Source organism: Prosthecobacter sp., from assembly GCF_044232965.1.
GTDB lineage: Bacteria > Verrucomicrobiota > Verrucomicrobiia > Verrucomicrobiales > Verrucomicrobiaceae > Prosthecobacter.
Genome location: NZ_JBIIKX010000001.1, coordinates 81,153 through 104,199 on the forward strand (window position 1 = coordinate 81,153; position 23,047 = coordinate 104,199).

Consider the following 23,047-nt stretch of genomic DNA (forward strand, 5'->3'; position numbering starts at 1 on the left):
ATGGCCGCAAAAAACTCAAAAAGGCGCAAAAAATGAATTCCCTGAAGTGCTGGTCCCTTTTTGCGACTTTTGCGTTTTTTTGCGGCCAACTCCAGGCGCATCCTTTGCAGGCTGAGCCGATCAACCACGCTTACGTTTTCAACTTCGACCAATTCTACCTCGAACAAGATCCGGATGAGCATGTGGTGAACGGCGGCTTCCTGCTGCTGGCGGAGTTGAACTGCACAGCCTGTCATATCGCACCTGAATCATGGCAGGAGCGGCTTAAGGCGAAGCCTGGGCCGAATTTGGGTGGTGTGGGCTCGAGGTTGGATGCGGACACGCTGTGGTTGATGATTCGCAGTCCGCAGCATCGCAAAAAAGGCACGCAGATGCCGGGCTTGTTTGCCGGTGAGGCAGGCGATGAGGAAAAAGTCGAGGCGCTGGTGGAATACCTCAGTGCCATGAAATGGGACGCGCCGCAGATGCCTGCGGGCGATGTGGAGCGGGGCAAAGAACTGTATCACAAGGTCGGCTGCGTGGCCTGCCACGAACCGGCGCTCGATGTGCGCCCGCCGAAAGTCCCCGCCGATGCCGAAGTCGAGAAGCCGGGCAATGGCTCGGTGCCGATTGCACTGGCGGATGCTTACGATCTGAACGCGCTGGCGCTCTTTCTGCATGATCCGCTCTCTATGCGCCCTGCGGGCCGCATGCCGGACATGCGCTTGAGCAAAGAACAGGCGGCGGACATCGCGGCGTATCTGCATGTGGGACGTGTGGCGGAGAAGGCGACGGCGCGTGCGGCGCTAAAGATTCCCAAACAGGGCATCGAGAAAGGCCGCGAAGTCTTCGAAAAGATGAACTGCGTGGCCTGCCATGCGAACGGGAGTGCGGATGCCCCCATCCGCAAGCCTGCTGCAAAGCCGATGAACCAACTCAATGCCCAAAACGGCTGCCTCGCTGAAAAACAAGCCAGCGGCACGCCGCGCTTTGATTTGAACGACCTGCAAAAGCGCGCGCTGAAACTGGCACTGGCGACGATTCAGAAGGAGGAAGCGCCGAAACTGACGGCGCAGGAGAAGGTGGACTGGCAGATGTCGCGGTTGAACTGCTACGCCTGCCATGATCGCGATGGCAAGGGCGGGCCGGAAGATCCACGGGCGCAGTTCTTCGGCGTGAACGACTCGACAGCGGAATCTTTGGGCCAACTGGCGCATCTGCCGCCGACGCTCGACAAAGTGGGCCGCAAACTGACGCGAGGCTGGTTTGAAAAAATCCTGTGGGGCAAGGATGGCAGTGTGCGGCCTTACATGGACACACGGATGCCGAATTTTGGCCGTGAGCAGACGGAGATGATGATCGGCTGGCTGAATGAGGCCGATGTGGCGGAGAAGCCGGTGACGATTGATGTTAGTGGACTGGGGAAACATCATCGCGCGGAGGCGGGGCGGCAGCTTCTGGGTGCCAAGGGGTTGGCGTGCGTGGCGTGTCATGGCTTGAAGGAGCGCAAATCGCTCGGGCCGCCGGTGATCCGGCTGACGCACACGGTGGCGCGTTTGCAGCCGGAGTATTTCAAAGAGCTGCTGCTCAATCCGCAGGCCACACAGCTCGGCACGGTGATGCCGCCGATGTTTGTGGGCCGCAAGAAGGCGGACTTGGAGATCGAGAGCATCTGGACCTACCTGCGCGAGGTGGAAGGCCAGCCGCTGCCGGAGGGGCTCATGTCGTCGGAGGATTTCGAGTTGAAGCCGGGCAAGGCGAAGCGCGTGATCATCTTCCGCAGCTTCATCGAAGGCGCGGGATCGCATGCCATCGGCGTGGGCTTCCCGAGCGGCGTGAATGCGGCGTTTGATGCGAAGACGAGCCGCTGGGCCGTGATTTGGAAAGGGCGGTTCCTGGATGCGATGAGCAATTGGCAGGATCGTGCGATGCCGCCGATCAAACCGCTTGGCACGAATGTGAAGGAGATGCCTGCGGCGACGGGCGAGCGTGTGTTTGGCGGCTACAAAGTCGGCAAAGACGGCGTGCCGACGTTTTTGTATCGTCAGGATGGCCAGCAGGTCGAGGACACGCTGCGACCGGTCAAAGGCGGTTTTGAGCACATCATCACTGTAAACGACAAGCAAACGAAGGAGATCTTATCATGGTAGTCGCGAAGCGTCTTGGAGTGCTCCAGTCCTCTGGAGCTTTGCGTGGGCCTGGAGACGTTCGAAAGCGCCGGAGGGCCGGCGCACTCCAGAACGCTCTCGCATCGTTGTTCATCGCAACTGCAGCGTTGGCCCAACAGCAGTCCGACTACTACCGCATCGAAACCTACGACTTGCCGAAGGGCGTGAACTTTGAGGCGAGTGGTCTTGCCGTGACGGCAGAAGGAAAACTCGCGGTGGGCTTGCGCAAAGGCGAGGTGTGGGTCGAAGGGAAGAAGGGCTTCCAGCTCTTTGCGAGCGGGCTGCATGAAATCCTTGGGCTTGCGTGGCATGACGGCGCGCTTTACGCGACGCAGCGTGCGGAGGTGACGAAGCTGCGGGACACGGACGGCGACGGCAAAGCGGACGAGTACCTCACGGCCTCGACGGGCTGGGGCGTTTCGGGCGCGTATCACGAGTATGCGTATGGGCCGGTGTTTGATGCGGAGGGGAATGCTTACACCTCGCTCAATTGCAGCATGGGCAAGGCGTGGAAAGGCGCGGGCGACGAGGAGAAGCATCCGCTGTGGCGTGGCTGGGTCGTGCGCACGACGCCGGAAGGCAAGCTGGAGCCGTGGTGCGCGGGATTTCGCAGTCCGTGCGGCATCGGGCAGGATGCGGACGGCGAAATCTTCGTCACCGATCAACAGGGCAACTGGATACCGACGACACCGCTGTTCCACATTCGCAAAGGTGCTTACTTTTCGCATGCGGACTCGATTGCCGATGCCATGCGGCCCGATTCGCCTGTGAAAATCGCGGCGAAGCAGCCGGATGGCATCACAGTGGCCGAGGCGATGAAGACGGTGCAGGGCTACACGCCGCCCGCTGTATGGCTGCCGTATGTGAAGATGGGCCAGAGCGGCACCGGCATCGTGTGCGACAAGAGCGGCGGCAAGTTCGGCCCGTTTGAGAAGCAGCTCTTCCTCGGCGAGTTCGTGCTCAGCGGCGTGAACCGCGTGTTCCTGGAAAAAGTCGGCGGAGAGTATCAGGGCGCGTGTTTTCCGTTTGTGGACGGCCTGCAATGCGCGGCGCTGGCACTGACGACGCTGCCAGATGGATCGCTCGTCGTGGGTGAGTCGAATCGCGGCTGGAACAGCAAGGGCAACCGGCCCTTTGGCCTGCAAAAGCTCGTGTGGACGAAGAAGATGCCGCTGGAAGTGCAGAAGATGGAACTCACGAAGTCCGGCTTCCGCTTCACCTTCACCCTGCCGGTGGACAAAGCCTCACTGAGCACGCTGAGCGGCCAGAGCTACACTTATCCCTTCCAGAGCAAGTACGGCGGCGAGGAACTCGACGCCAAGCCGCTGCAAATCACCTCCGCCACCTTGAGCAACGATGGCCTGACGCTGGAAGTGAGCATCGGCAATCTGCGCACCGGCTATGTGCATGAGTTTGAGCTGCCCAATCTCAAAGCAAAGGACGGCACGCCTTTGTGGCACCGGATGGTCTATTACACGGTGAACAAATTGAAGGAGTGAAGGGTGGGCGTGCGCTCCACCTGTTCGGATTTGCCGCAGTGTGGCAAAGCAGCAGCGGGGCGGAGAGGTTCAGAACAGTGAGAAATGCCGAGGCAGGGCATGTCTTGAGTTGGTCGAGGATTACGAGACTGTGGAGAGTGCGCTGATGCTGCTGACGGAGGGGGCAAGTTCGACTCAGGCCAGCCGGAGCGCGTAACGCTCGCCGTGGCGGGTGAGCTTGACGGGGGAGCCGTAGAGGTGGCTCAAGTTGGCGCTGGTGAGGAGGTCGTGCTTTGGGCCGACGGCGTGGACCTGGCCGTCTTTGAGCAGGAGGCAGTGGGTGATGGCGGGGAGGATTTCCTCGACGTGGTGGGTGACCATAACAAGGGAAGGGGACTTGGGTTTGGCGGCGAGCGACTGCATCCACTGGAGGTAATGCTCGCGGGCGACGGGATCGAGCCCGGCGCAGGGTTCGTCGAGGATGAGGACGTCGAACCTGGCCATGAGGGCGCGGCAGATGAGGACTTTTTGCTTCTCCCCCTGGGAGAGCGGCCCCCAGAATGCTTCGCGGAGGTAGGAGCAGCCGACGCGGGTGAGCAGACGCGCGGCCTCGCGGAGCACGGCGGGCGTGGGCAGCTCGATGAGGTTCAATTTGGCCTCACGACCGCTGGCGATGACATCAAGCACGGGCTCGCTGCTTTCTAAATAAGTGGTGAGCGTGTTGGTGACGAGGCCGACGCGGCGGCGGACCTCGCGCCAGTCGTCGTCGCCGAAGACGCTGTCACCGATGCGCAGGGTGCCGCCGGTGGCGCTGTCATAGCCGGTGATGAGGTTGATGAGGGAGGTCTTGCCGCAGCCATTCGGGCCGAGGATGCACCAGTGCTGGCCGGGATCGACGCGCCAGGAGATGCCTTTGAGGATGGGACGGCCGCGGCGGAAGGTGAGGTCGGTGACTTCGAGGACGGGGGAGGGCATGGAGGGCGATTGTGGAATGACGAAGGCGGAATGTCGAATGGGGAGTGGTGCTGCCTGAGCGGGTCGTTTGAAATGAGGGCGGGCCGTCAGATCGGCGGCGGATGATGCGTTGGATTGTGCCTGTCTGCGGACAGAAATTGTCCTTTTGATTTTTCTACCGTGACAAAAAAATCCATCCTGCTAATCTAGCGCTCCTTTCCCGAAAAAATGCCCGTCTTTCATGCCGCCCAACCCTCCGGTGTCAAAAACTGCGATGCAGCGTCCCACTCCATGCTTGCACCGCACGGTTCTTTTTTTGTATTCTGCTCTGAAGTCGCCCGCCACCTGCCAATCATGAGACCGATTTTCAGCGCCGCCCTGGCCCTGGCCATCAGCACCCCCGCTTTTTCCCAAGCCCCGCCGCCTGCTCCTGGAGCCCCCCCGGCGGCCCCGGCTGCCGCTCCTGCGGCTCTGAATGTTCAGCAGGAATTTGACGCCCTCCTTAAAACTGCCAGCGGCTTGTTTGCCGAGGCCAAGTATCAGGAAACACTGTCGAAAATCGCCGAGGCCAAGAAGCTGGTGAACGGCAAGGACTTCGAGGACATCATGTTCATCGAAGGAGCCTGTCAGTACAACCTGAACGACTACCCGAAGGCGATCGCGACGCTGGAGGCATTCGTGAGCAAGTTCCCGCAGGGCGCGGCCATCGTAGATGTGCGCATGGCCCTGGGCCGCTCCTACATCGCCAGCAAGCAGGAGGAAAAGGGGATCACGGTTTTGAAGGAGGTGGTGTCCAGCTCTCCTGAAAAGAAGGCGGAGGCGGGCCTGATCATCGCGGACGCGCTTTCCAAGCAGGACAAGAAAGACGAGGCGCTGGCCATCTTGACCTCGGTGCTGGCGGACGGTATCCGCAGCGCTGAATCCATTCAGGCCGCGATGCTGGCGGCGAACATCTACGTCAGCGTCGGCAAACTCGATGAGGCCGGCACTTTGATGGAAAAGGTGCGGAACTTTGCCTCCGGCGGCGACAACATCGCCCAGATGAACAACATCTACCTCAAGCTGGGGGATGAGATGATGGACAAGAAGGCCTATAAGGACGCCCTGGGCGCCTACCAGCTTGTGCGCAAGAAGAGCGAGATCTCCCGCATCCAGCAGGAGCAGATCGCGAAGATGGAAACCCAGCTCAAGACGGCGAAAGGCGCGCGCAAAGAGGAGTTGGAGACGAAGTTGAAAGCGAACAAGGAGATCATGGCGGAGATCGAGAAGCGCACGGACTACGACGCCTCGCTCTATTACCGTCTGGGGCGCTGCTATTATGAAATGGGCGCGCCGAAAGAGGACGGCACGGCAGGGGATGCCTCGCGTCTGTGGCAGTCCACGCTGGCCTTTGAGGTGATCGTCAACGAGTTCAAGGAGTTCCCGCAGCGCGACAAGTGCATGTACGGCCTGATCATGGTGAACGCCGCGCTGAAGCGCATCCCGCAGGCACGTGAGCTGTGCGAGAGGTTCATCGACAATTTCCCTGAGAGCGAGCAGATCGGCCAGGTTTCCGAGCTTTACGGCATGCTGGCCTACCAAAACGGCAAGCTGGCGGATGCGGAGAAGGCCTTTGCGAAGGCGGAGAGCTTCCCGAAGGCTGACAAGGAGCGCCTGCGTTTCCTCCGTGGCAGCGTGCTGTTTGAGCAGCAGCGCTTTGACGACGCCCGCACGGCCTATGAGCTGCTGGTGCAGGAGTTCCCCGAGACGACCTACAAGGACGACGCGCTCTACCGAGTTGCCTTGAGTTACTTCTACCAGAATGATTACAAGAGCGTGATGAAGGCTCTCAAGAGCTACATCAAGGAGAATCCGAAGGGGCAGTTTGTGGTCGATGCGCGCTACCGCATGGCCTTCATCAACTTCCAGGGCGGTGACAAGGAAGACGCTTTCGCGGAGCTGCAGGGCATCATCAAGGACGCGCCGAACGACCAGAACATCGGCCAGGTTCACGCGCTGACCGGGGACATCTACAATCAGAAGGCTGATTATGCGAACGCGATGCTGCACTTCGCCGCCGCAGTGGACAAGGCGAAGACCGACGATGTGCTCAACTACGCGATGGACAATGTCACCGACCTGTATGTGGGCGCCAACAAGTGGAAGGAGCTGTCGGACATGTGGCAGAAGTACTACAACACGCACAAGGACAACGACGACCTCTCCCTGAAGGCCATCCTGTGGATCAGCCGCTCGAACATCAAGGAAGGCAAGCTGGAAGAGGCCAAGAAACTGCTTTCGGACCACATCAAGACCCGCATTGCCGCTCCGGGCAACCAGCAGGTGGAAGGCCTGATCCAGCAGCTCGTGAGCATCAGTGCTCCGAAGCGCCGCCGCGCTGTGGCTGCCGCTAAACCTGCGGACGGCACCGCCGCAGCACCTGCTGCTCCCCCACCGGCTCCCGAACTGTCGTTTGAGGACGTGGAGAAGCAGTTGGAGGCGCTTCTCACCCCGCCGCAGGAAGCGATGAATGGCACCGCGCAGATGCGCATCTTGTTTGCGAAGACCTGGCTGGCCAAGACCATGAAGCTCCCCGACAAGGCCGAGAAATTCTTCAACATCATCATTGAGGTGGCCAAGCCAGACGACCTCAGCCCCATGCTGCTGGCCACCGTGGGCGACAGCGCCCGCAAGAAGGGTGATTTGGACAAGGCGACCTCCTGCTACATCCGTTTGCGCGACTTCTTCAAGGACAGCGAGTACGCCGACGGCGCGCCGGTCGGTCTGGCGGAAATCGCGTTTGAAAAAGGCGAGTTCGACAAGGCGCTGGACCTCTTCAAGGCCGCCACTGAGTTCCAGGGCAGCTCGCGTATTCTCGAAGCCACGCAGGGCATCGCGAAAACCCAGTTTAAGCTGAAGAAATTCGATGATGCCAAGAAGCTCTATGAGCAGATCGCCAACACGAAGGAATGGCGCGGTCAGGCCACCGCCAACGCCCTGCGCATGCTGGGTGAGCTTGAGGCCGCCAATGGCAAGCACGAGGCGGCCATCGCCTACTTCCAGCGCGTCTTCATCGCTCATCAGAAGTGGAAGGACGAGATGGCGAAGTCCTACCTGCTTTGCGCCAAGTCTTTCGTCACCCTCGGCAAGCGTGATGAGGCCAAGAAGCACCTCCAGGAGATGACCGCCCGCAAAGACCTCGCGGACCAGCCTGAGATGAAGGAAGCCCAGCAACTTCTCGCCACCCTGTGATTTTCACGCGAAGCCACCTCACCCAGACCAACATGCGCACGTTCGCCTGCCTCCTCTGCCTCATTTTCGCCGCCGCCGGTTCCGCCTTCGGCCAGGCCATCGTGCTCAAGGGCGGGGACCGGATTTTCTCGTCTGAATTCACCATCCAGGAGGGCAAGATTGTCCGTACCATCAAGATCGGTGAAAACACCGCCACCAGCATCATCGACAAGAAAAACATCGACCTGCTGGAGTGGCCTTACCCGGCGGAGCTGACGGAGTCTTCGGACCTGCTGGCCAAGGGCAAGACCGAGGAGGCGATCGCCGTGCTGAAGAAGGGGCGTGATTTCTTCGAAAACTTCGAGGGCATCGAGGGCAACTGGTATGTGGACACCTATTTCGCCTACATTGAGGCGCTCAATCAAGGCGGCAAATTTGACGAGGTGGTGAAATCTCTGCCCTCGCTGCGCGCGCTGAAGCTCACCGATGCGCAAAAGATGCGCCTGCGCATCATCCAGCTCGACATCGAGCGGCAGACTTCCTCCGACTACCTCTCCATCATCGGCGAGGCGCAGAGCATTTTGAAGGAGACGGACGACTCGGCCATCGGCGCGTCTCTCTGGGGGATCATCGCGGATGTCCACACGCGAAAAAAAGAATGGGAAAAGGCGCTGCTGGCCTACCTGCGCATTCCGGTGTTTTACGGCACGCAGATGCAGCGCGTGCCCGAGGCGGAGTTGAACGCGGCCCGCATTCTCATCAAAATGAAGCGCTATGAGGATGCCGCGTCGTTCCTCGGACGCATTGTCGAGTCTTATCCTGGTTCTCCCGTCGCGGAGACTGCCACGAAGGAAAAAGCCGCCATCAACGGCATGAAAAACGTCGCCGAGGAAGAGGCCGCCGCCGCTGAGAAAAAAGACGGGGAGGACAAGCCCAAGGCCGATGAAGCCCCTCCCGCCGCCGCACCCAAAGCCTGAATTTACCCCCTGATCCATGCAAACCAACACTGCCACCACCATGAACCGACACATCCCCCACGGCCCCGCCCGCGCATTCCTCTGTGCTCTGCTGGCGTTTGGCTTCTTTGCTTCCGCTAATCTCTTCGCCCAGGAGGCCGCGCCTGCCGACGCTGCTCCTGCGGCTGAGCAGCACCACACTCTGATCGACCGCTTCATTGAAGGTGGCTGGGTCATGTATCCCATCACCGCCTGCTCCATCGCCCTCGTCTGGCTCACGGTGGACCTCTGGATGCGCACCGGTATCAGGAAGATGGCCCCTCCGGCCCAGGTGGCCCAGGCGCAAGACCTGTTCCGCGCGGGTGACTATGTGGGCGCCTATCAGTTCTGCAAAGGCAACCCATCGCCGTTTTGCAACATCACGCGGGTATCACTCAGCTTTGTCGGTGAAGGGCATGAGGCGACCGAAGGCGCTCTGTTTACCGAGCTTAACAAGGTGAACTCCGCCATCCAGACCCGCATCAACTACCTCTCCGTTATCGGTGTCTGCACCCCCATGATCGGTCTGACCGGCACGGTGACGGGGATGATGAGTGCTTTCTCCACCCTGAGCACCAGCGGTGCGGGCGATCCCGCCAAGCTCTCTGGAGCTATCGGTGAGGTGCTTATTGCTACTGCGTCTGGCCTCTTCATCGCCGTGCCGGCGTTCATGTTCTTCTACTTCCTGCGCAACCGCCTCCAGGTCGGGATGAGCGATCTCCAGGAGATCGTCAACTCCCTGTTCCGCAAGATGCCCTACCAGCACCTCAAGGACGCCCACGTCGGCGAGGAAGAGTTTTACGCGGCCATTCCGAACTGGGTGGCGGGCGGAGGCGAGGAGCCTGCGGCGGTGGCTGTGGCCGCCTGAGTTTTGTTTCAGACACTTCAACCCTTGACCCTTTTCTAACACTATGGGCGGCGGCGGCGGCGGTGGTGATGGTGAACCGGAGTTTCAAATCGCTCCGATGATTGACGTGCTGTTGGTGTTGCTCATTTTCTTCATGAGCATCACCTCGGCGCAGGTGTTGCGTATCGACAAGGAGATTCAACTCCCTGTCGCTGGCGATGCCAAGAAAAAGGAAAAGAACGTGATGAACGAGGCCGCGCTCAACGTGCGCTGGGCCAACAGCAAGGCGGTCATCACCTTTGAGGACCGGAAATACGACGTGGTTGAGCCGCTCATTGAGCTGCTCGACCAGCGTAAAAAGACCAATCCCACCTACCGTGTGGTCATTCGCGGGGACAAGCGCCTCCCGGCCGTCGAAATCCAGCGCGTGATGACCATCGTTGCCCAGGCGGGCATTGATGACATCTCCTTCTCCGCCTTGAACAAAGAATAATCGCAACATCATGTCAGCCCCAGGCCAGAAAAAACACCGCGAAGTCGAGCAGGAGCAGCTCGCCGTCGGTTTCCAGATCGCCCCGATGATTGACGTGGTGTTCGTCATCATGCTCTTCTTCATGGTCATGGTCGGCTCTGTGAAAGTGGAGCGCGAGCTGAAAAGCCAGCTTCCCGGCCTTGCACCACCCAACGCTGAAGCCCCGAAGGAAATGCCGGACGAGATCATCGTGGGCGTTGAGGAAACCGGCTCGGTGACGCTCAACGAGGAGGAGTTTGACGGCCCCACAGACAAGAAACTGCCCAACTTCACCTCCACTCTGATGCGGCTCAAGCAGGAGGCGGACAATCGCAACGCCAAGGTCATCGTAACCATCCAGGCGGAGGAGCAGGCCACTTATGAGCGTGTGATTGACGTGCTCAACGCGCTGGCCGTCGCGAAGGTCGCCAACGTGACGTTCACGGTCGGAGGAGACTCGGGTTTCTGATGCCTATGATCGTGTATTTTCGCCCACTGCCCAAGAAACCTCGTTGTGGAACGTCCTGCTAGAGGCAGGGCAGCTTTTTGCCTTCAAAATCATTCCTTTAAGCCCAGTAACCAGTCATGAATCCGTCGCAGCCCGGCAATCCCGCCAATCCATCGCAGCAGCCACCGCCGCCGCAAGGCCAGCCCGGAGCCACGCAGCCGCTGCCTCCAGGGTACGCGCCGCCCCCCGGCTATCCGCCGCAGATGCCGGGCTATCCGCAGGGTTATCCGATGCCGCAAGGCTACCCGCCGCAGATGCCAGGTTACCCACAGGGTTATCCGATGCCACAGGGCTATCCGCCGCAGATGCCGGGCTACCCACAGGGTTATCCCATGCCGCAAGGCTACCCGCCGCAGATGCCGCCGGGGTATCCTCCGCAAGGCTACCCGCAGGGCTATCCCATGCCTCCAGGCATGATGCCAACCATGCCGATGCCTGCGGTCATGCCGCCGCCCGCGCCGACCACTGGCACGGTGACTCCCGCCACTCCGCAGCCGCAGCCCGTCAGCGCACCCATGCCTGCTCCGGCGGCGGTGGCTCCTTCAGCACCGATGCCCGCGGCCGTGGCCCCGGCGATGCCCGCGCCGAGCACTCCGATGGCGATGGCATCTGCCGCGACCACCGATGACGCGGGCGATGCCGCCGTCGCGGTGGCCGAGCATCACGAGGGCGAGGTGTTTCATCCGCCCGCGCTCACGCACATCGAGATCGGGCCGCCGCCCAACAAGTTCGTGCAGGTGTGGCGCAAGATGGGGGCGAGCGCCCTGCTCATGAGCATCCTCATTCACGCGGGGCTGGGCGTGCTGGCGTTGTTCATCGTGTTCAGCACCGGGGTGATGGACAAGCAGGTCGATTTCCTGCCCGGTGGCGGCACGGCGCAGGGAGCGCAGGCCAGCCAGGACTTGCAGCACAAGGTGCAGCAGAAGAAGCGCAGCTCGATCAACAAGACGATGCCGATGAAGAAGCTGGTGAGCACGAGCATGAACTCGTCGATCACGCTGCCGGAAGCGCCGCCGGACGCGCTGGACATGCCGGATGTGAGCGCGATGCTCGGCGGCGGTTCATTGGGAGCGAGCGGCGGCTTTGGAGCGGGAGGAGCAGGCGGTGGTTTTGGCAAAGGGATGGGGATGGGAGGAGCGGCGGGGTTTGTGACGCTGCCCCCATCGATGAGAAGCCGGTGCTCGACACAGGAGCGGTTGGAGAAGCTGCGGCAGAACGGCGGGACGCCGGAGTGCGAGGCGGCGGTGAGCGCATCGCTGGAGTGGCTGAAGGGCAAGCAGAACGCCGACGGCTCCTGGGGCCGTGGCAACAAGGCGGCGATGACCGGTCTGGCGTTGCTGTGCTACCTGGGCCGTTGCGAGACGCCGGAGTCACCGTTCTACGGCGACAATGTGATGAAGGGCATCATGTACCTCATTGAACTGGGCAAGAAGAACCCCCATGGCATCTTTTCGGACAATTGGATGGCGAACAAAGGCGGCGCTGGCACCTACGAGCACGGCATCGCCACCTACGCCCTCGGTGAGATGTACACCCTGGCCCGTCTCGGCAGCAAACCACTCCCTGGCATGCGTGAGGCTTTTGAAAAAGGTGTCAAAGTCATCATCGACAACCAGTCTGACCGTGGAGCCTGGGGTTACGGTGGAGATGTCATTGTTTACAACAAAAAAGCCGCTGACCTTTCCGTGGTTGGCTGGCAGTTCCAAGCCATCAAGGCCGCCAAGAACACCAGCCTCAAGATCGACGGCCTCGAAAGCTGCATCAAGAAGATGTGCGACTACCTTGAAACCATGCAGACCAAGGATGGTGGTTTTGGCGGTGCCAATCGCGACGCTCATTACAATCAATGGAGTCTCTCCGGTGTCGGCATCCTCGGCTTGCACACGATGGCGAAGAACAAGACCTCGGCCACCAAGAAGGGCATCAAGTTCCTCACCGAATTCCTCACCGCCGAGCCGTTGGACTGGAACAAGAACTGCAACCTCTACTGCTGGTACTACTACACCCAGGCATTTTTCCAGATCGGCGGCGACGATTGGAAGTTCTACAACCAGCAGTTCCTGCCGCAGATTCTCAGCGCGCAGCAGCCCGACGGCTCCTTCAAGCGCGGCCGTCCGAACTGGCCTGCCGGTGATGCGGCGGACGAAATCTACCGTCAGTGCCTCTGCACGCTGCAATTGGAAGTTTATTACCGCTACCTCAAGGTCGGTGATCGCGAGGAAAGCTCGTTCTTCGACAAGTGACCTTCTTCCGCCCGGTGTCACACCGGGCGGCCCACGATGATGCCCGCGTGGCTTTTGATGCCGTTCAGGTACTCATGGACGGATTGGTCCACGGCCACCTTTTTGTGTGTCAGTGAGGCGTGCATGAACCGGCATACGCCATCCTGCGTGCGCAAGGCCAGGCCGACGTGCGAGCAGAACACATGCTGTCGGTTTGTCACGATGCCGATAACATCGCCGCTTTGAATGCGGGCCTCGCAGGCCGCGACCTGCTGCTTGGGGATGAAATCAAAGGGCACGCTCTCCAGGCGCGCCTCAATTTGCCGCATCGCTGGCACCAGCGCCGGGTTCGTTCGCAGATAGCGGTACAGCTTTGGGTTCAGCGACATCTCATCGTTGCTACGGCCGGTCAGCCTCACCACGGGTCCGATGTTACGCGTCACGGTTCGGATGTTGCCGCGCGCTGTGTTGTCGGTGAACCACTCGTCCAGATAATGGATGCGATCCAGGTAATGGCCTCGACATACCCCGCCGCGATAACGCGTCCATTCGATTTGCCGCAAAAGATCGGATGGCGAATAACTGCGCTGACGTTTCGCGATCATGCGCGCCAGCCCTAGGGCAATCTCAAAAAAAGTCCAGCAGTCCAGCCCGTTGAAATTTGCGGAGGGCGATTCGACGCGGTCGTCGATCTCCAGCGTCCATGCCACATACTTCGTGCCGAGCAGCGCCTGTCCAAACTGCGCCACCCGCGTTCCCATCGGCAGCGCGGCCCAGTTTTCCGCCAGCGCCCTTGCCACCACCTGTTGAAATTTTCTCTCTCCCTGGAACGTCGCGCTCTGGGGCAGAAATTCCGCCGCAGGGAGCCAGGCTGGACTGGCGGACAGCAGACCTAGCTGGAGAAAGTGGCGTCGTTGCATCATGATCGTGTTCAGTACAGGCTTTCGGCGGTTTCCATGGGGCTGTCGCCATCCGTCGTCGCGTCCAGCCACCGCGCTTCATCCACGAGTCCGAATTGTTTTGGGATCAGCCGGCACAGCTCACTGAGTTGCCGGTCCAGTTCGCGGCAGAAAGCCTCAATGGCCTGGCTGAGCTGCCCACGTTGCAGAGGATGTGCGGCGGCCTGGAGGCAGTTTTGAATTCGGTTCTCTTCGATGAACGGCTCGAGGCCGTAGCCCACCATTGTGATCGCTTGGTCCGTGTGGGTGTCGATCAGCAGCATCACCAGATGGTTGTCACCGCCTTTTTCCACCGCGCTGGAGAGCTGGCCGCGGTTGAAAACCCAAAAGGCATACGCTGCCAGCGGTGCTTGCGGTGGCACCTCGGTCAGCACCACCGCGACTGCCAGTTGTGGATAACGCCGCTCTAAATCCGCGATCACCCGCGCCACCTTTCGTTGCGCAAAAGAACCGAGCATGCCTGTGAGGTCGCTGACAGGCCGTTGCAGCGCCGGGGCGATGCCAAACGCGCGATCCGCCGCCTCCAGCGAAAATCCGCACTGCCGACAGGCGGCATCGCTTTCAATCGCGGGGGTTCGGCAGGCAGGACAGCGCACACGGGATTCTAAATCCTGCCACAGGCTTTGCGCAATGATCATTCCTTGCCATGACGCCAGAGCAGCAACAGGCGCATCAGGCCGCGCGGCATCAGGCGGAAGAACAGCGAGGCGATGGCAACGCCCGCGCCTGGAAACACGCATGCCCGGCCCTGCTGCAAGGCCGCCAGCGCCTCCGCCACCACGCGCTGTGGTGAGATGCGCAGCAGCCCTTGCCCCTCACGGTTCGTGTCCGTGCCATCGGCGCGCTTTGCCGTCTTGCTGAAGTTCGTCGGCGTCGGCCCTGGGCACACACAGGTCACGGTGATGTTTTGCGGTGCCAGTTCCACTGCCAGCGCCTCGGAAAAGCTCGTCACATAGGCTTTAGAGGCCGCATATACCGCGAGATTTGGCATCGGCAGTGTGCTGGCCAGCGAGCTCACGTTCAGCACGCCGCCGGGGCGTTCCAGCATTGGCAGAACCGCATGCGTCAGCATCGTCAGGGCCGTGATGTTAAGTTCAAGCTGCGTCCGGGTCTTCTCCGTCGTGGAACTGGCGAAACTGCCATAATCTCCCATCCCGGCATTGTTGATGAGCAGATTGGGATTCAAGCCATGAGCATCGAGAAACGCCAGAACCTCGTTTCGACCCACGTCCGTGGCCAGATCGACCACACAGCAGAAAATTAGGGCAGGGAAGCCCAAAAGCTCCTTCTTCACCGCATCCAGCGCTTCCGCTCGTCGCGCTACCAGCACAAGTGTTGCGGCTTGCGGAGCCAGTTGGCGCGCAAATTCAGCTCCCAGGCCGGAAGACGCGCCGGTGATCACTGCACGGCAGTTTTTGAGTGGAAATCCGTTCGCCATCATGAGCCCTAGCAGTAACACAGTCAGGTCATGACCATCAACCCGCTTTCCGCACAGAAACCCTTCACCACCAAGGACGGCAGCGCCATCCGCAGCATCCTTGACCGCACGAATGCTCCCGTGGCAAATCAAAGCCTCGCCGAGGCCGTCGTCCCCGTCGGTAAACCAACGGAACGCCACTACCACAAGCTGAGCGAGGAATTTTACTTCATCCTCGAAGGCACCGGTGCCATGGAAATCGACGGCGAAACCCGCGAAGTCACTTCCGGTGACGCCATCCTCATCCCGCCCGGTGCCTGGCACCAAATCATAGCTTCACAGACCCTCCGTTTTCTTTGCTGTTGTGCGCCGCCTTATTCACATGAGGACACCTATTTTGCCTGAATGATGCTGGCCGAAAGCTGGCTTTGAGAGGTGGGAAAGAATGCTGCGCCGATTATACCAATTTTATAATAAATATGGTTTTAACTGTTATTTCGAGTCGTTGATGGCAAGCTCGACCATTAACAATCTTTTCCTCAACCCATTTGTAGAAGCTGCTCAATGAACAGGCATACCTCCATCTCGACAGCCGAAGAGGTGCGCACGGCCAGCCTTTATCGCAGATCGCAACGGCGCAATCACATCGAGACGGACCGCTTGTTCGCCAAGTTGATGATTTTGCAGTGGATTGGCGGGATCGTCATTGCGATTTGGGTCTCGCCGAAGGTTTGGGACGATGCTCTGGATCAGAAGCAGTTGTGGCACGTCTGGACGGCCGTGTTCCTTGGCGGGGTGATCAGTTGGGTTCCGGTGTTGCTGGCGTGGCGGCATCCTGGCCGTGCCTTGACCCGCCATGTCATCGGGGTGTCGCAGATTTTGACTTCGGCGCTGCTGATTCATCTGACGGGGGGCCGTTTGGAGACGCACTTTCATATTTTTGGCTCGCTGACTTTCCTGGCCTTCTATCGTGACTGGCGGGTGCTTTTGACTGCCACGGTGGTGGTGGTGGTGGATCATGTGGTGCGTGGGATTTACTGGCCACAGTCGATTTTCGGATCTCAGGATGCAGCCCATTGGCGCTGGCTGGAGCATGTGGGCTGGGTACTGATCGAAGATGTCTTCTTGAGCATTTCCATCAGCCAGTATCTGACGGAGACCATGGAAGTGGCCAAGCGTCGCAGCCGCCTGGAGGGCATCAACGCGGTGATCGAAAGCCAGGTGCAGGAGCGCACGGCGGAGCTGACAGTGGCGCACAAGCAACTGGTGGAAACCTCCCGCCAGGCTGGCATGGCTGAGATCGCCACGAACGTGCTCCATAATGTGGGCAACGTGCTCAATAGCGTCAACGTGTCCGCCGAGGCTGTGGCGGGAAAAGTGCGCAATTTCAGGATCACCAGCCTGAAACAGGTGGCGGAACTGCTGCGGAAGCATGCAGATCACCTGCCTGAGTTTCTGACCCAGGATCCCAGAGGCAAGGAACTGCCGGGTTATCTGGTCAAGCTGGCGGACAATCTTTCGGAGCCGCAGAAGGGTATTTTGCAGGAGCTGACCTCCCTGCAAAACAACATCGAGCACATCAAGGAGGTGGTGGCCATGCAGCAGAATTATGCGCGAAGGTCAGGCATGCTCGAAACGCTCTCGGCTGTGGCGCTGGTCGAGGATGCGATCAATCTTCATAACGATACCTTCAACCGCCATGGCGTGGCGTTGGTCCGTGACTACGGCGAGGTGCCTCCCGTGCTGGCGGACCGCCACAAGGTGCTGCCAATCCTGGTGAACCTGCTCAGCAATGCCAAGCAGGCGCTCGCCAGCGCCGGTGGTGACAAACAGCTCACCGTGCGGGTGGGGCAGAATGGTTGTGACGGGGTTCAGATCGTGGTCGCCGACAACGGGGTGGGCATTCCTCTTGAAAACCTGACGCGCATTTTCCAACATGGATTTACGACCAAACCGGAAGGCCATGGGTTTGGACTGCACAGCGGCGCGCTCGCCGCTCGTGAAATGGGCGGCAGGCTCACCGCGGAAAGCGAAGGTGTGGGCCGGGGCGCGGTCTTCACACTGGAACTGCCTTTGCAATCAACCAAGACATGCTGATGAAGAACTCACACTCAATCCTCAATCGGCGCATTCTTGTCATCGACGACAACCATGCCATCCACGACGACTTCCGGAAAATTCTTGGCGAGCAGAACGCTGACGACGCGGCGCTGGACGAGGCGGAAGCGATGATATTTGGCGCGAGCCAAGCCATGTTGTTTGACATCGACACTGCCTCCCAAGGGGAGGAAGGCTTGAGAAAAGTCGAACAAGCCATCGCCGAAGGACGACCTTACGCCATGGCTTTTGTGGATGTGCGCATGCCACCGGGCTGGGATGGTATCGAGACTACCCAGCGTCTTTGGAAAATCTGCCCTGACCTCCAGGTTGTGATCTGCACGGCGTTCGCGGACTGCTCTTGGAATGAAATGCGCAGCCAGATGGGCACGATGGACCGGTTGCTCATCCTCAAGAAGCCTTTCGACACGGTTGAGATTCTGCAGATGGCCAGTGCGCTCACTCAAAAATGGCTGTTGTTGCAGGAGTCCCGGCTTAAGCTCGACGGTTTGGAACAGGTGGTCTCGGAGAGAACCCGTGAGCTGGAGGAGTCACAGGCGGCGGCGGTCAGCATGATGGCGGATGCGGTGCGTAATCGTGAAAAGGCGGAGCAGGTGTGTGAGGAACTCAAGCGTGAGATGGTGGAGCGCAGAAATCTGGAGGAGAAATTCCGCGAGCAGGCGTCCCTGCTCGACAAGGCAAGGGAGGCCATCATCGTGCATGGGCTGGATTCCCGCATCACCTACTGGAACAAGGGCGCGGAAATGCTTTACGGCTGGAGCGCCGAAGAAGCACTGGGACGGTCCGTGGAGCAGTTGCTTCATAAAGATGCCACGGCATTCTGTTTGGCGAGCGAGCAGGTCGTTCTCACCGGGGAATGGATCGGTGAACTGTGTCAGAGCTGCAAGGAAGGCCGAGGGCTGTCCATTGAAGGCCACTGGACGCTGGTTCGTGATGATGCGGGGAATCCGCAGTCAGTGCTTTCGATTAACACAGACATCACCGCACGTAAAAAGGCGGACGAGGCCCTCGAGATGCAGGGACAAGTGTTGGAGAGCATGGCCGAAGGAGTCGTGGTGTGCGATGAGGCTGGGCAGATTGTGTTCAGCAACGACGCCTGCAATAACATGTTTGGTTATGAAGATGACGAATTGCTTGGTCAGCACTTTTCGATCCTCAAAAAATCCTCGCCTGATGAGGGAAGGCGCGAGGTGGACAGCCTCTGGGCGCTGCTGCAAGAGCGCGGTGCCTGGACGGGCGAGATCGACAGCCGGAAAAAAGACGGATTGGGATTCATCACCCGCGCACGGGTCAGCGTGTTGGAGACAGACGGTGTGAAATCATTCATCCTGGTGGTGGAAGACATCACGGAGAAAAAGAGCATGGAATCCCAGTTCCTGCGTTCCCAGCGGATGGAAAGCGTGGGTCGGCTTTCCAGCGGTATCGCTCATGACATGAACAACATTTTGACGCCCATCATTCTCTCCGCATCCATGCTGCGTCGTCCGCTGCCGTCGGAGGATCATGAAAAGCTGCTCGGCAACATTGAATCGAGCGCCCAGCGCGGGGCGGCGCTCATTAGACAGTTGCTCACCCTCGGCTGTGAGGCCGGCGGGCAGCGCAAGGTGCTGTCCACCTCCAGCCTTGTCGATGATATGCTGCAGATCATGCTTGGCACTTTCCCAAAGAATATCAGCCTTTCCGCCAGAGTGCCCGAGGATGTCTGGCCCATGGTGGGGGATGCGACACAGCTCCACCAAGTGCTGCTAAACTTATGCGTCAATGCGCGTGATGCGATGCCGATGGGCGGAGTGTTGACGCTGTCCGTGGAGAACATCCGCTTTGATGACAGCTACTCGGCAATGACCGCCGGCATCAAGCCCGGGCCTTATGTCATGCTGCGAGTGGCGGATTCAGGGGAAGGCATTCCGTCAGATATTAAGGAGAAGATCTTTGATCCCTTTTTCACCACCAAGGAAACCGGCAAAGGCACCGGTTTGGGGCTCTCCACGGTGATCGGCATTGTCAAAGGACACAATGGCTTTGTAAATTTGCGCAGCCTCGTGGGCACCGGAACCACTTTTGAGATATGCCTGCCTGCGGCCCCTGATGCCAAGATTGCCATGGTGGCCGGGCCTGCGTCCGCGCCTCCCAGAGGGCAGGGTGAGACGATTCTCGTAGTGGACGATGAGGCGAACATTCGTGATGTGCTCCGCAAGACACTCGCCGGCCATGGATACCGGGTGCTGACCGCCGGTGATGGAACAGAGGCTGTGGTGCTCTTCTCCGAGCACCGGGACAAGATTAAAGCGGTGCTGACCGATGTCATGATGCCCTACATGGATGGAGTGACCATGGTGCGCACCATGCGGAAGATGGCTCCCTTCACCAAGATTGTGGCCTCCACGGGAATGGGCAGCGCACGTGGCAGGGAGGACAAGACGGCCGCGCTGCATTCCCTGGGTGTCAAAACACTCCTGACCAAGCCTTACACTGCCGATGAAGTGCTCCTGACCATTGGCGAACTTCTGGCGGAACCCGAGGAGGTCTTGGTCGCCTGACCAACTCTCAATCGCTCAACTCCGCCAGCAGTTCGGCGACGGTTTGCGTCCGCCCCGGCAGGATCAATCCCGGCCGGATGTCCGCCAGCGGTTGCAGCACGAAGCGCCGCATATGCAGGCGGGGATGGGGCAGGATCAGCTCAGGATCTTCACTGACGACAGTGTCCGCATACAGCAGATCGAGATCGAGCGTGCGCGGTGAGTTGCGTTCTCGCTGCTCCGGGCGGCCGAGGGTGGCTTCCACAGCCTTGAGATGCATGTGCAGTTCATGCGGTGATAGACCTGCCTCGATCTCGATGACCGTGTTCAGGAACGCCTGAGTTCCAGGAGCGCAGTCGACCGGCTCCGTCTCATACACCGGTGCGCTGGCGTTCAGCTTGATGCTAGGCACGCGTTCGAGCAGCAGCGCGATGCCACGTCGGATGTTTTCCGCGCGATCACCGAGGTTGGAGCCGAGTGCGATGCCAAAATGCATGGTTTGCAGTGGTTGACGGTGGTTGGCGATTATTTGCAGTGGTTTGGAAGCAATCGCAAACGACGGCAAGCCACAGCCAACCATCGCAAACTCATCCCTTCAGTCCCAGCACATCCTGCATGTCATAAAGCCCCGCCGGTTTGCCGACGAGCCATCGGGCGGCACGGACGGAGCCGTTGGCGAAGGTGTCGCGGCTGCTGGCTTTGTGCGTGAGTTCGACGCGCTCGCCGACGTTGGCGAAGACGACGGTGTGATCGCCGACGACGTCGCCACCACGGATGGCATGAACGCCGATTTCCTTCGGGGTGCGTGCTCCCACGTCGCCGAAGCGGCCGTGACGGCAGTCCTTGTCGTATTCGAGGCCTCGCACATCAGCTAGGATTTCCACCAAGGTGCGGGCGGTGCCGCTGGGGGAGTCCTTTTTCATGCGATGATGCATTTCGATGACTTCGAGGTCGAAGTCCGGGCCGAGCAGCTCGGTGGCTTTACGGGTGAGCCAAAAGAGCGTGTTTACGCCGACGCTGTAGTTCGAGGCAAAGACGATGGGCAGTGTTTTCGATGCTTCACGAATGGCCGCGAGTTGTTCGTTCGTGTGGCCGGTGGTGCCGATGACCATGCTCTTCTTCTGCTTCAGGCATTCGCCGAGCAGCTCATCGCAGAAATGGTGAGACGTGAAGTCGATCACTGTGTCGGCCTGGGCGAGGGCAGGGGAAAGAGCGTCGCCGACATCGATGGTGGAGGCGACGGTGACGTTTTGAGCTTCGGCGGCGCGGAGGATGGCCTGGCCCATGCGGCCTTTGCAGCCGGTGATGAGGAGTTTGAGGTCGGACATGGTGGCGTGGGTGATAAACGGGGCGCTGGAGTTATGCAAGGCGGCGCTGGCTCAGGCGACTGCGAGTTTTTGCCGGATGTCGGCCACGACCTGCTCCGGTGTTTGATCAATCGAGACGCGGACCAAATCAGGCGTCGGTTCCAGGGTGGCGAGCTGGCTTTCCAGCAGGCTCAGCGGCATGAAATGCCCCTGGCGGGCGGCCATGCGGCTGGTGATGAGATCGCGGCTGCCATCGAGCAGCACAAAGCGCAGAGTTGAATCTGCATCGTGGGCGCGGAGTTTCTCACGGTAGATGGGTTTGAGTGCGGAGCAGGCCAGGATGTAAACCGGTGTGAGATGCCGCATGTCCTCAATGCGCTGCCGCAGCACGGCATACCAGGGCCAGCGGTCATCATCGGTCAGCGGTGTGCCGGTGGACATCTTGGCCTTGTTGGACGCTGGATGGAAATCATCGCCATCCTCAAAGACGGCGTCGAGCTGCATGGCGAGCAGGCTGCCGACGACGGATTTGCCGGAGCCGGAGACTCCCATGATGATGATGGTGCGCAATTCGGAGGACATGTGGCGGAGCGGAAAACAGCATGGTTGTCGCGTCGGAACAACGAGAAGATTCAATCGAAACAAAACATGCGCACCTAGGCGCCTGAGTGCATGTGGGAAAGCATGCGGCTCACCTTTCATCGCCTCATCTTCTGGCTTCATCTCATCACCGGCTTGCTCGCGGGGTTCGTCATCCTGTCCATGGCCGTGAGCGGTTTGCTCATCTCCTATGAGCAGCCATTGCTTGAATGGGCGAACCGCAGCCTGTGCGTCACGCCGCCATCGGGCGCTCAGCCGCTGTCTGCGGAGGCTCTGCTCGCCAAGGCCCGTGAGGCATTGCCGGGATCAATACCTGCGGGTCTGACCTGGAAAGCTGATCCCGCCGCTCCGGTCACCCTCAGTGTCGAACGTGAGGGTGTTTTCTTCCTCAACCCCTACACCGGGGCAATGCTGGGCAGGGGAAACAAGACATGGCAAGATTTCTTCCGCTGGATGACGGACTGGCATCGTTTCCTGGGCCAGCACGATGCGAACCGTCCTATAGGCAAGGCCATCACAGGCGCAGGCACTCTTCTCTTTGGTGGGTTGCTCGTCTCCGGCATTTACCTGTGGTGGCCGCGTCATTGGCGGCTGCCGAATCTCAAAGCCGCGCTGCTTTTCAACCGCCAGCTCAAAGGCCGTGCCCGCGATTGGAACTGGCACAACGTCATTGGCTTCTGGAGCGCCTTTCCCATGCTCCTCATCATTCTGACGGGTGTCATCATGTCCTACGGCTGGGCGAACAACCTGCTCTTCACCCTCGCCGGCAACACCCCGCCGCCACGCGCATCACCAGCGGCGGGCGGCGGCCCGCGTGAAAGCGCACGTCCAGCGCCGCCCTCGCTTAAAGGTCTTTCTGCGTTGCTGGCCGAGGTGCGCCTGCAAATTCCTGACTGGCATCTTCTCAGCCTCCGCATGCCGATGAAGCCAGGAGATCCCTTTCCGCTCATGGTGGACCGGGGTGGGCGCGGGCAGGTGCATCTGCGCACCATGCTCAATCTCGATCTCGCCCAAGGCAAAGTCCTGCCCAGCCCGGACGATTTTCAGCAGCAAAATCTCGGCCGGCGTCTGCGCATGTTCGCGCGTTTTCTGCACACCGGCGAGTTGTTCGGCCTCGTCGGCCAGACGGTGGCCGCGCTTTGCACTCTGGCGGCGATTTTGTTGGTCTGGACCGGCCTTGCGCTCGCCAGGCGGCGTTTCTTCGGCCGGAAGTCCTCCGCCCCGTGAAAAATTCGATGGAAACAGAGAGCTGGAT

Annotated in this window: 19 protein-coding genes; 12 read left to right on the forward strand and 7 right to left on the reverse strand. The window is 60.1% G+C overall.

What is annotated here, in order from left to right; genetic code table 11:
- Positions 1 to 32: 32 nt before the first annotated feature.
- Positions 33 to 2,129 carry a c-type cytochrome gene (locus ACILSI_RS00365; protein WP_395719840.1) on the forward strand — a complete coding sequence of 699 codons (2,097 nt, stop codon included), beginning with the start codon at positions 33 to 35 and terminating at the stop codon, positions 2,127 to 2,129.
- Positions 2,130 to 2,233: 104 nt separating this feature from the next.
- On the forward strand, positions 2,234 to 3,646 hold the full coding sequence (locus ACILSI_RS00370; RefSeq protein WP_395719841.1) for a hypothetical protein: 1,413 nt from the start codon (positions 2,234 to 2,236) through the stop codon (positions 3,644 to 3,646).
- 174 nt (positions 3,647 to 3,820) lie between these two features.
- Here ACILSI_RS00370 and ACILSI_RS00375 read toward each other — a convergent pair whose 3' ends face one another.
- Entirely contained in the window at positions 3,821 to 4,600 is a 780-nt protein-coding gene (locus ACILSI_RS00375) for an ABC transporter ATP-binding protein (RefSeq protein ID WP_395719842.1), read from the reverse strand.
- Between the two features lie 333 nt (positions 4,601 to 4,933).
- On the opposite strand from ACILSI_RS00375, the gene ACILSI_RS00380 reads away from it, so the two are divergent.
- The 6 genes from ACILSI_RS00380 (at position 4,934) to ACILSI_RS00405 (ending at position 12,893) form a co-directional block, all read left to right on the forward strand.
- Positions 4,934 to 7,810 (forward strand): tetratricopeptide repeat protein, encoded by a 2,877-nt coding sequence (locus ACILSI_RS00380; protein WP_395719843.1) that lies wholly within the window; start codon positions 4,934 to 4,936, stop codon positions 7,808 to 7,810.
- Between the two features lie 32 nt (positions 7,811 to 7,842).
- Positions 7,843 to 8,766, forward strand: a complete 924-nt coding sequence (locus tag ACILSI_RS00385; RefSeq protein WP_395719844.1) for a tol-pal system YbgF family protein — start codon at positions 7,843 to 7,845, stop codon at positions 8,764 to 8,766.
- A 16-nt stretch (positions 8,767 to 8,782) separates the two neighbouring features.
- Entirely contained in the window at positions 8,783 to 9,652 is an 870-nt protein-coding gene (locus tag ACILSI_RS00390; protein WP_395719845.1) for a MotA/TolQ/ExbB proton channel family protein, read from the forward strand.
- A 43-nt stretch (positions 9,653 to 9,695) separates the two neighbouring features.
- A complete protein-coding gene (locus ACILSI_RS00395; RefSeq protein WP_395719846.1) occupies positions 9,696 to 10,124 on the forward strand; it encodes an ExbD/TolR family protein in 429 nt (142 codons plus the stop codon).
- A 10-nt stretch (positions 10,125 to 10,134) separates the two neighbouring features.
- The gene (locus tag ACILSI_RS00400) at positions 10,135 to 10,611 is read left to right on the forward strand and encodes an ExbD/TolR family protein (protein ID WP_395719847.1); all 477 of its coding nucleotides are present in this window, start codon (positions 10,135 to 10,137) and stop codon (positions 10,609 to 10,611) included.
- Positions 10,612 to 10,727: 116 nt separating this feature from the next.
- Complete coding sequence (locus ACILSI_RS00405) at positions 10,728 to 12,893, forward strand: prenyltransferase/squalene oxidase repeat-containing protein (RefSeq protein ID WP_395719848.1); 2,166 nt, start codon at positions 10,728 to 10,730, stop codon at positions 12,891 to 12,893.
- 17 nt (positions 12,894 to 12,910) lie between these two features.
- On the opposite strand, the gene ACILSI_RS00410 is transcribed toward ACILSI_RS00405, so the two are convergent.
- Genes ACILSI_RS00410 through ACILSI_RS00420 form a run of 3 tightly spaced genes read right to left on the reverse strand, consistent with a single transcriptional unit; the run spans position 12,911 to position 15,272 of the window.
- Entirely contained in the window at positions 12,911 to 13,864 is a 954-nt protein-coding gene (locus ACILSI_RS00410) for an N-acetylmuramoyl-L-alanine amidase-like domain-containing protein (protein WP_395719849.1), read from the reverse strand.
- Positions 13,804 to 14,571 (reverse strand): TPM domain-containing protein, encoded by a 768-nt coding sequence (locus tag ACILSI_RS00415; RefSeq protein ID WP_395719850.1) that lies wholly within the window; start codon positions 14,569 to 14,571, stop codon positions 13,804 to 13,806. Before ACILSI_RS00415 ends, ACILSI_RS00410 begins: the two co-directional genes overlap by 61 nt.
- Positions 14,466 to 15,272, reverse strand: coding sequence for an SDR family NAD(P)-dependent oxidoreductase (locus tag ACILSI_RS00420; protein WP_395719851.1), 807 nt, complete (start codon positions 15,270 to 15,272; stop codon positions 14,466 to 14,468). Before ACILSI_RS00420 ends, ACILSI_RS00415 begins: the two co-directional genes overlap by 106 nt.
- A 27-nt stretch (positions 15,273 to 15,299) precedes the next feature.
- Here ACILSI_RS00420 and ACILSI_RS00425 point away from each other — a divergent pair, with 27 nt between their 5' ends.
- The 3 genes from ACILSI_RS00425 to ACILSI_RS00435 all read left to right on the forward strand — a co-directional run bounded on the left by ACILSI_RS00425 (position 15,300) and on the right by ACILSI_RS00435 (position 19,906).
- Entirely contained in the window at positions 15,300 to 15,653 is a 354-nt protein-coding gene (locus tag ACILSI_RS00425) for a cupin domain-containing protein (protein WP_395719852.1), read from the forward strand.
- Positions 15,654 to 15,848: 195 nt separating this feature from the next.
- The gene (locus tag ACILSI_RS00430) at positions 15,849 to 17,345 is read left to right on the forward strand and encodes a sensor histidine kinase (RefSeq protein WP_395719853.1); all 1,497 of its coding nucleotides are present in this window, start codon (positions 15,849 to 15,851) and stop codon (positions 17,343 to 17,345) included.
- Positions 17,345 to 19,906 (forward strand): PAS domain S-box protein, encoded by a 2,562-nt coding sequence (locus ACILSI_RS00435; protein WP_395719854.1) that lies wholly within the window; start codon positions 17,345 to 17,347, stop codon positions 19,904 to 19,906. Before ACILSI_RS00430 ends, ACILSI_RS00435 begins: the two co-directional genes overlap by 1 nt.
- A gap of 7 nt (positions 19,907 to 19,913) precedes the next feature.
- On the opposite strand, the gene folK is transcribed toward ACILSI_RS00435, so the two are convergent.
- The 3 genes from folK to ACILSI_RS00450 form a co-directional block, all read right to left on the reverse strand.
- Positions 19,914 to 20,381 (reverse strand): 2-amino-4-hydroxy-6-hydroxymethyldihydropteridine diphosphokinase, encoded by a 468-nt coding sequence (gene folK, locus ACILSI_RS00440; protein ID WP_395719855.1) that lies wholly within the window; start codon positions 20,379 to 20,381, stop codon positions 19,914 to 19,916.
- A 91-nt stretch (positions 20,382 to 20,472) separates the two neighbouring features.
- Positions 20,473 to 21,213 carry a 4-hydroxy-tetrahydrodipicolinate reductase gene (gene dapB, locus ACILSI_RS00445; protein WP_395719856.1) on the reverse strand — a complete coding sequence of 247 codons (741 nt, stop codon included), beginning with the start codon at positions 21,211 to 21,213 and terminating at the stop codon, positions 20,473 to 20,475.
- Positions 21,214 to 21,264: 51 nt separating this feature from the next.
- On the reverse strand, positions 21,265 to 21,774 hold the full coding sequence (locus tag ACILSI_RS00450; RefSeq protein ID WP_395719857.1) for a gluconokinase: 510 nt from the start codon (positions 21,772 to 21,774) through the stop codon (positions 21,265 to 21,267).
- Between the two features lie 102 nt (positions 21,775 to 21,876).
- Between ACILSI_RS00450 and ACILSI_RS00455 the strand changes: the two genes are divergently transcribed.
- A complete protein-coding gene (locus ACILSI_RS00455) occupies positions 21,877 to 23,019 on the forward strand; it encodes a PepSY-associated TM helix domain-containing protein (RefSeq protein ID WP_395719858.1) in 1,143 nt (380 codons plus the stop codon).
- Positions 23,020 to 23,047 lie beyond the last annotated feature (28 nt).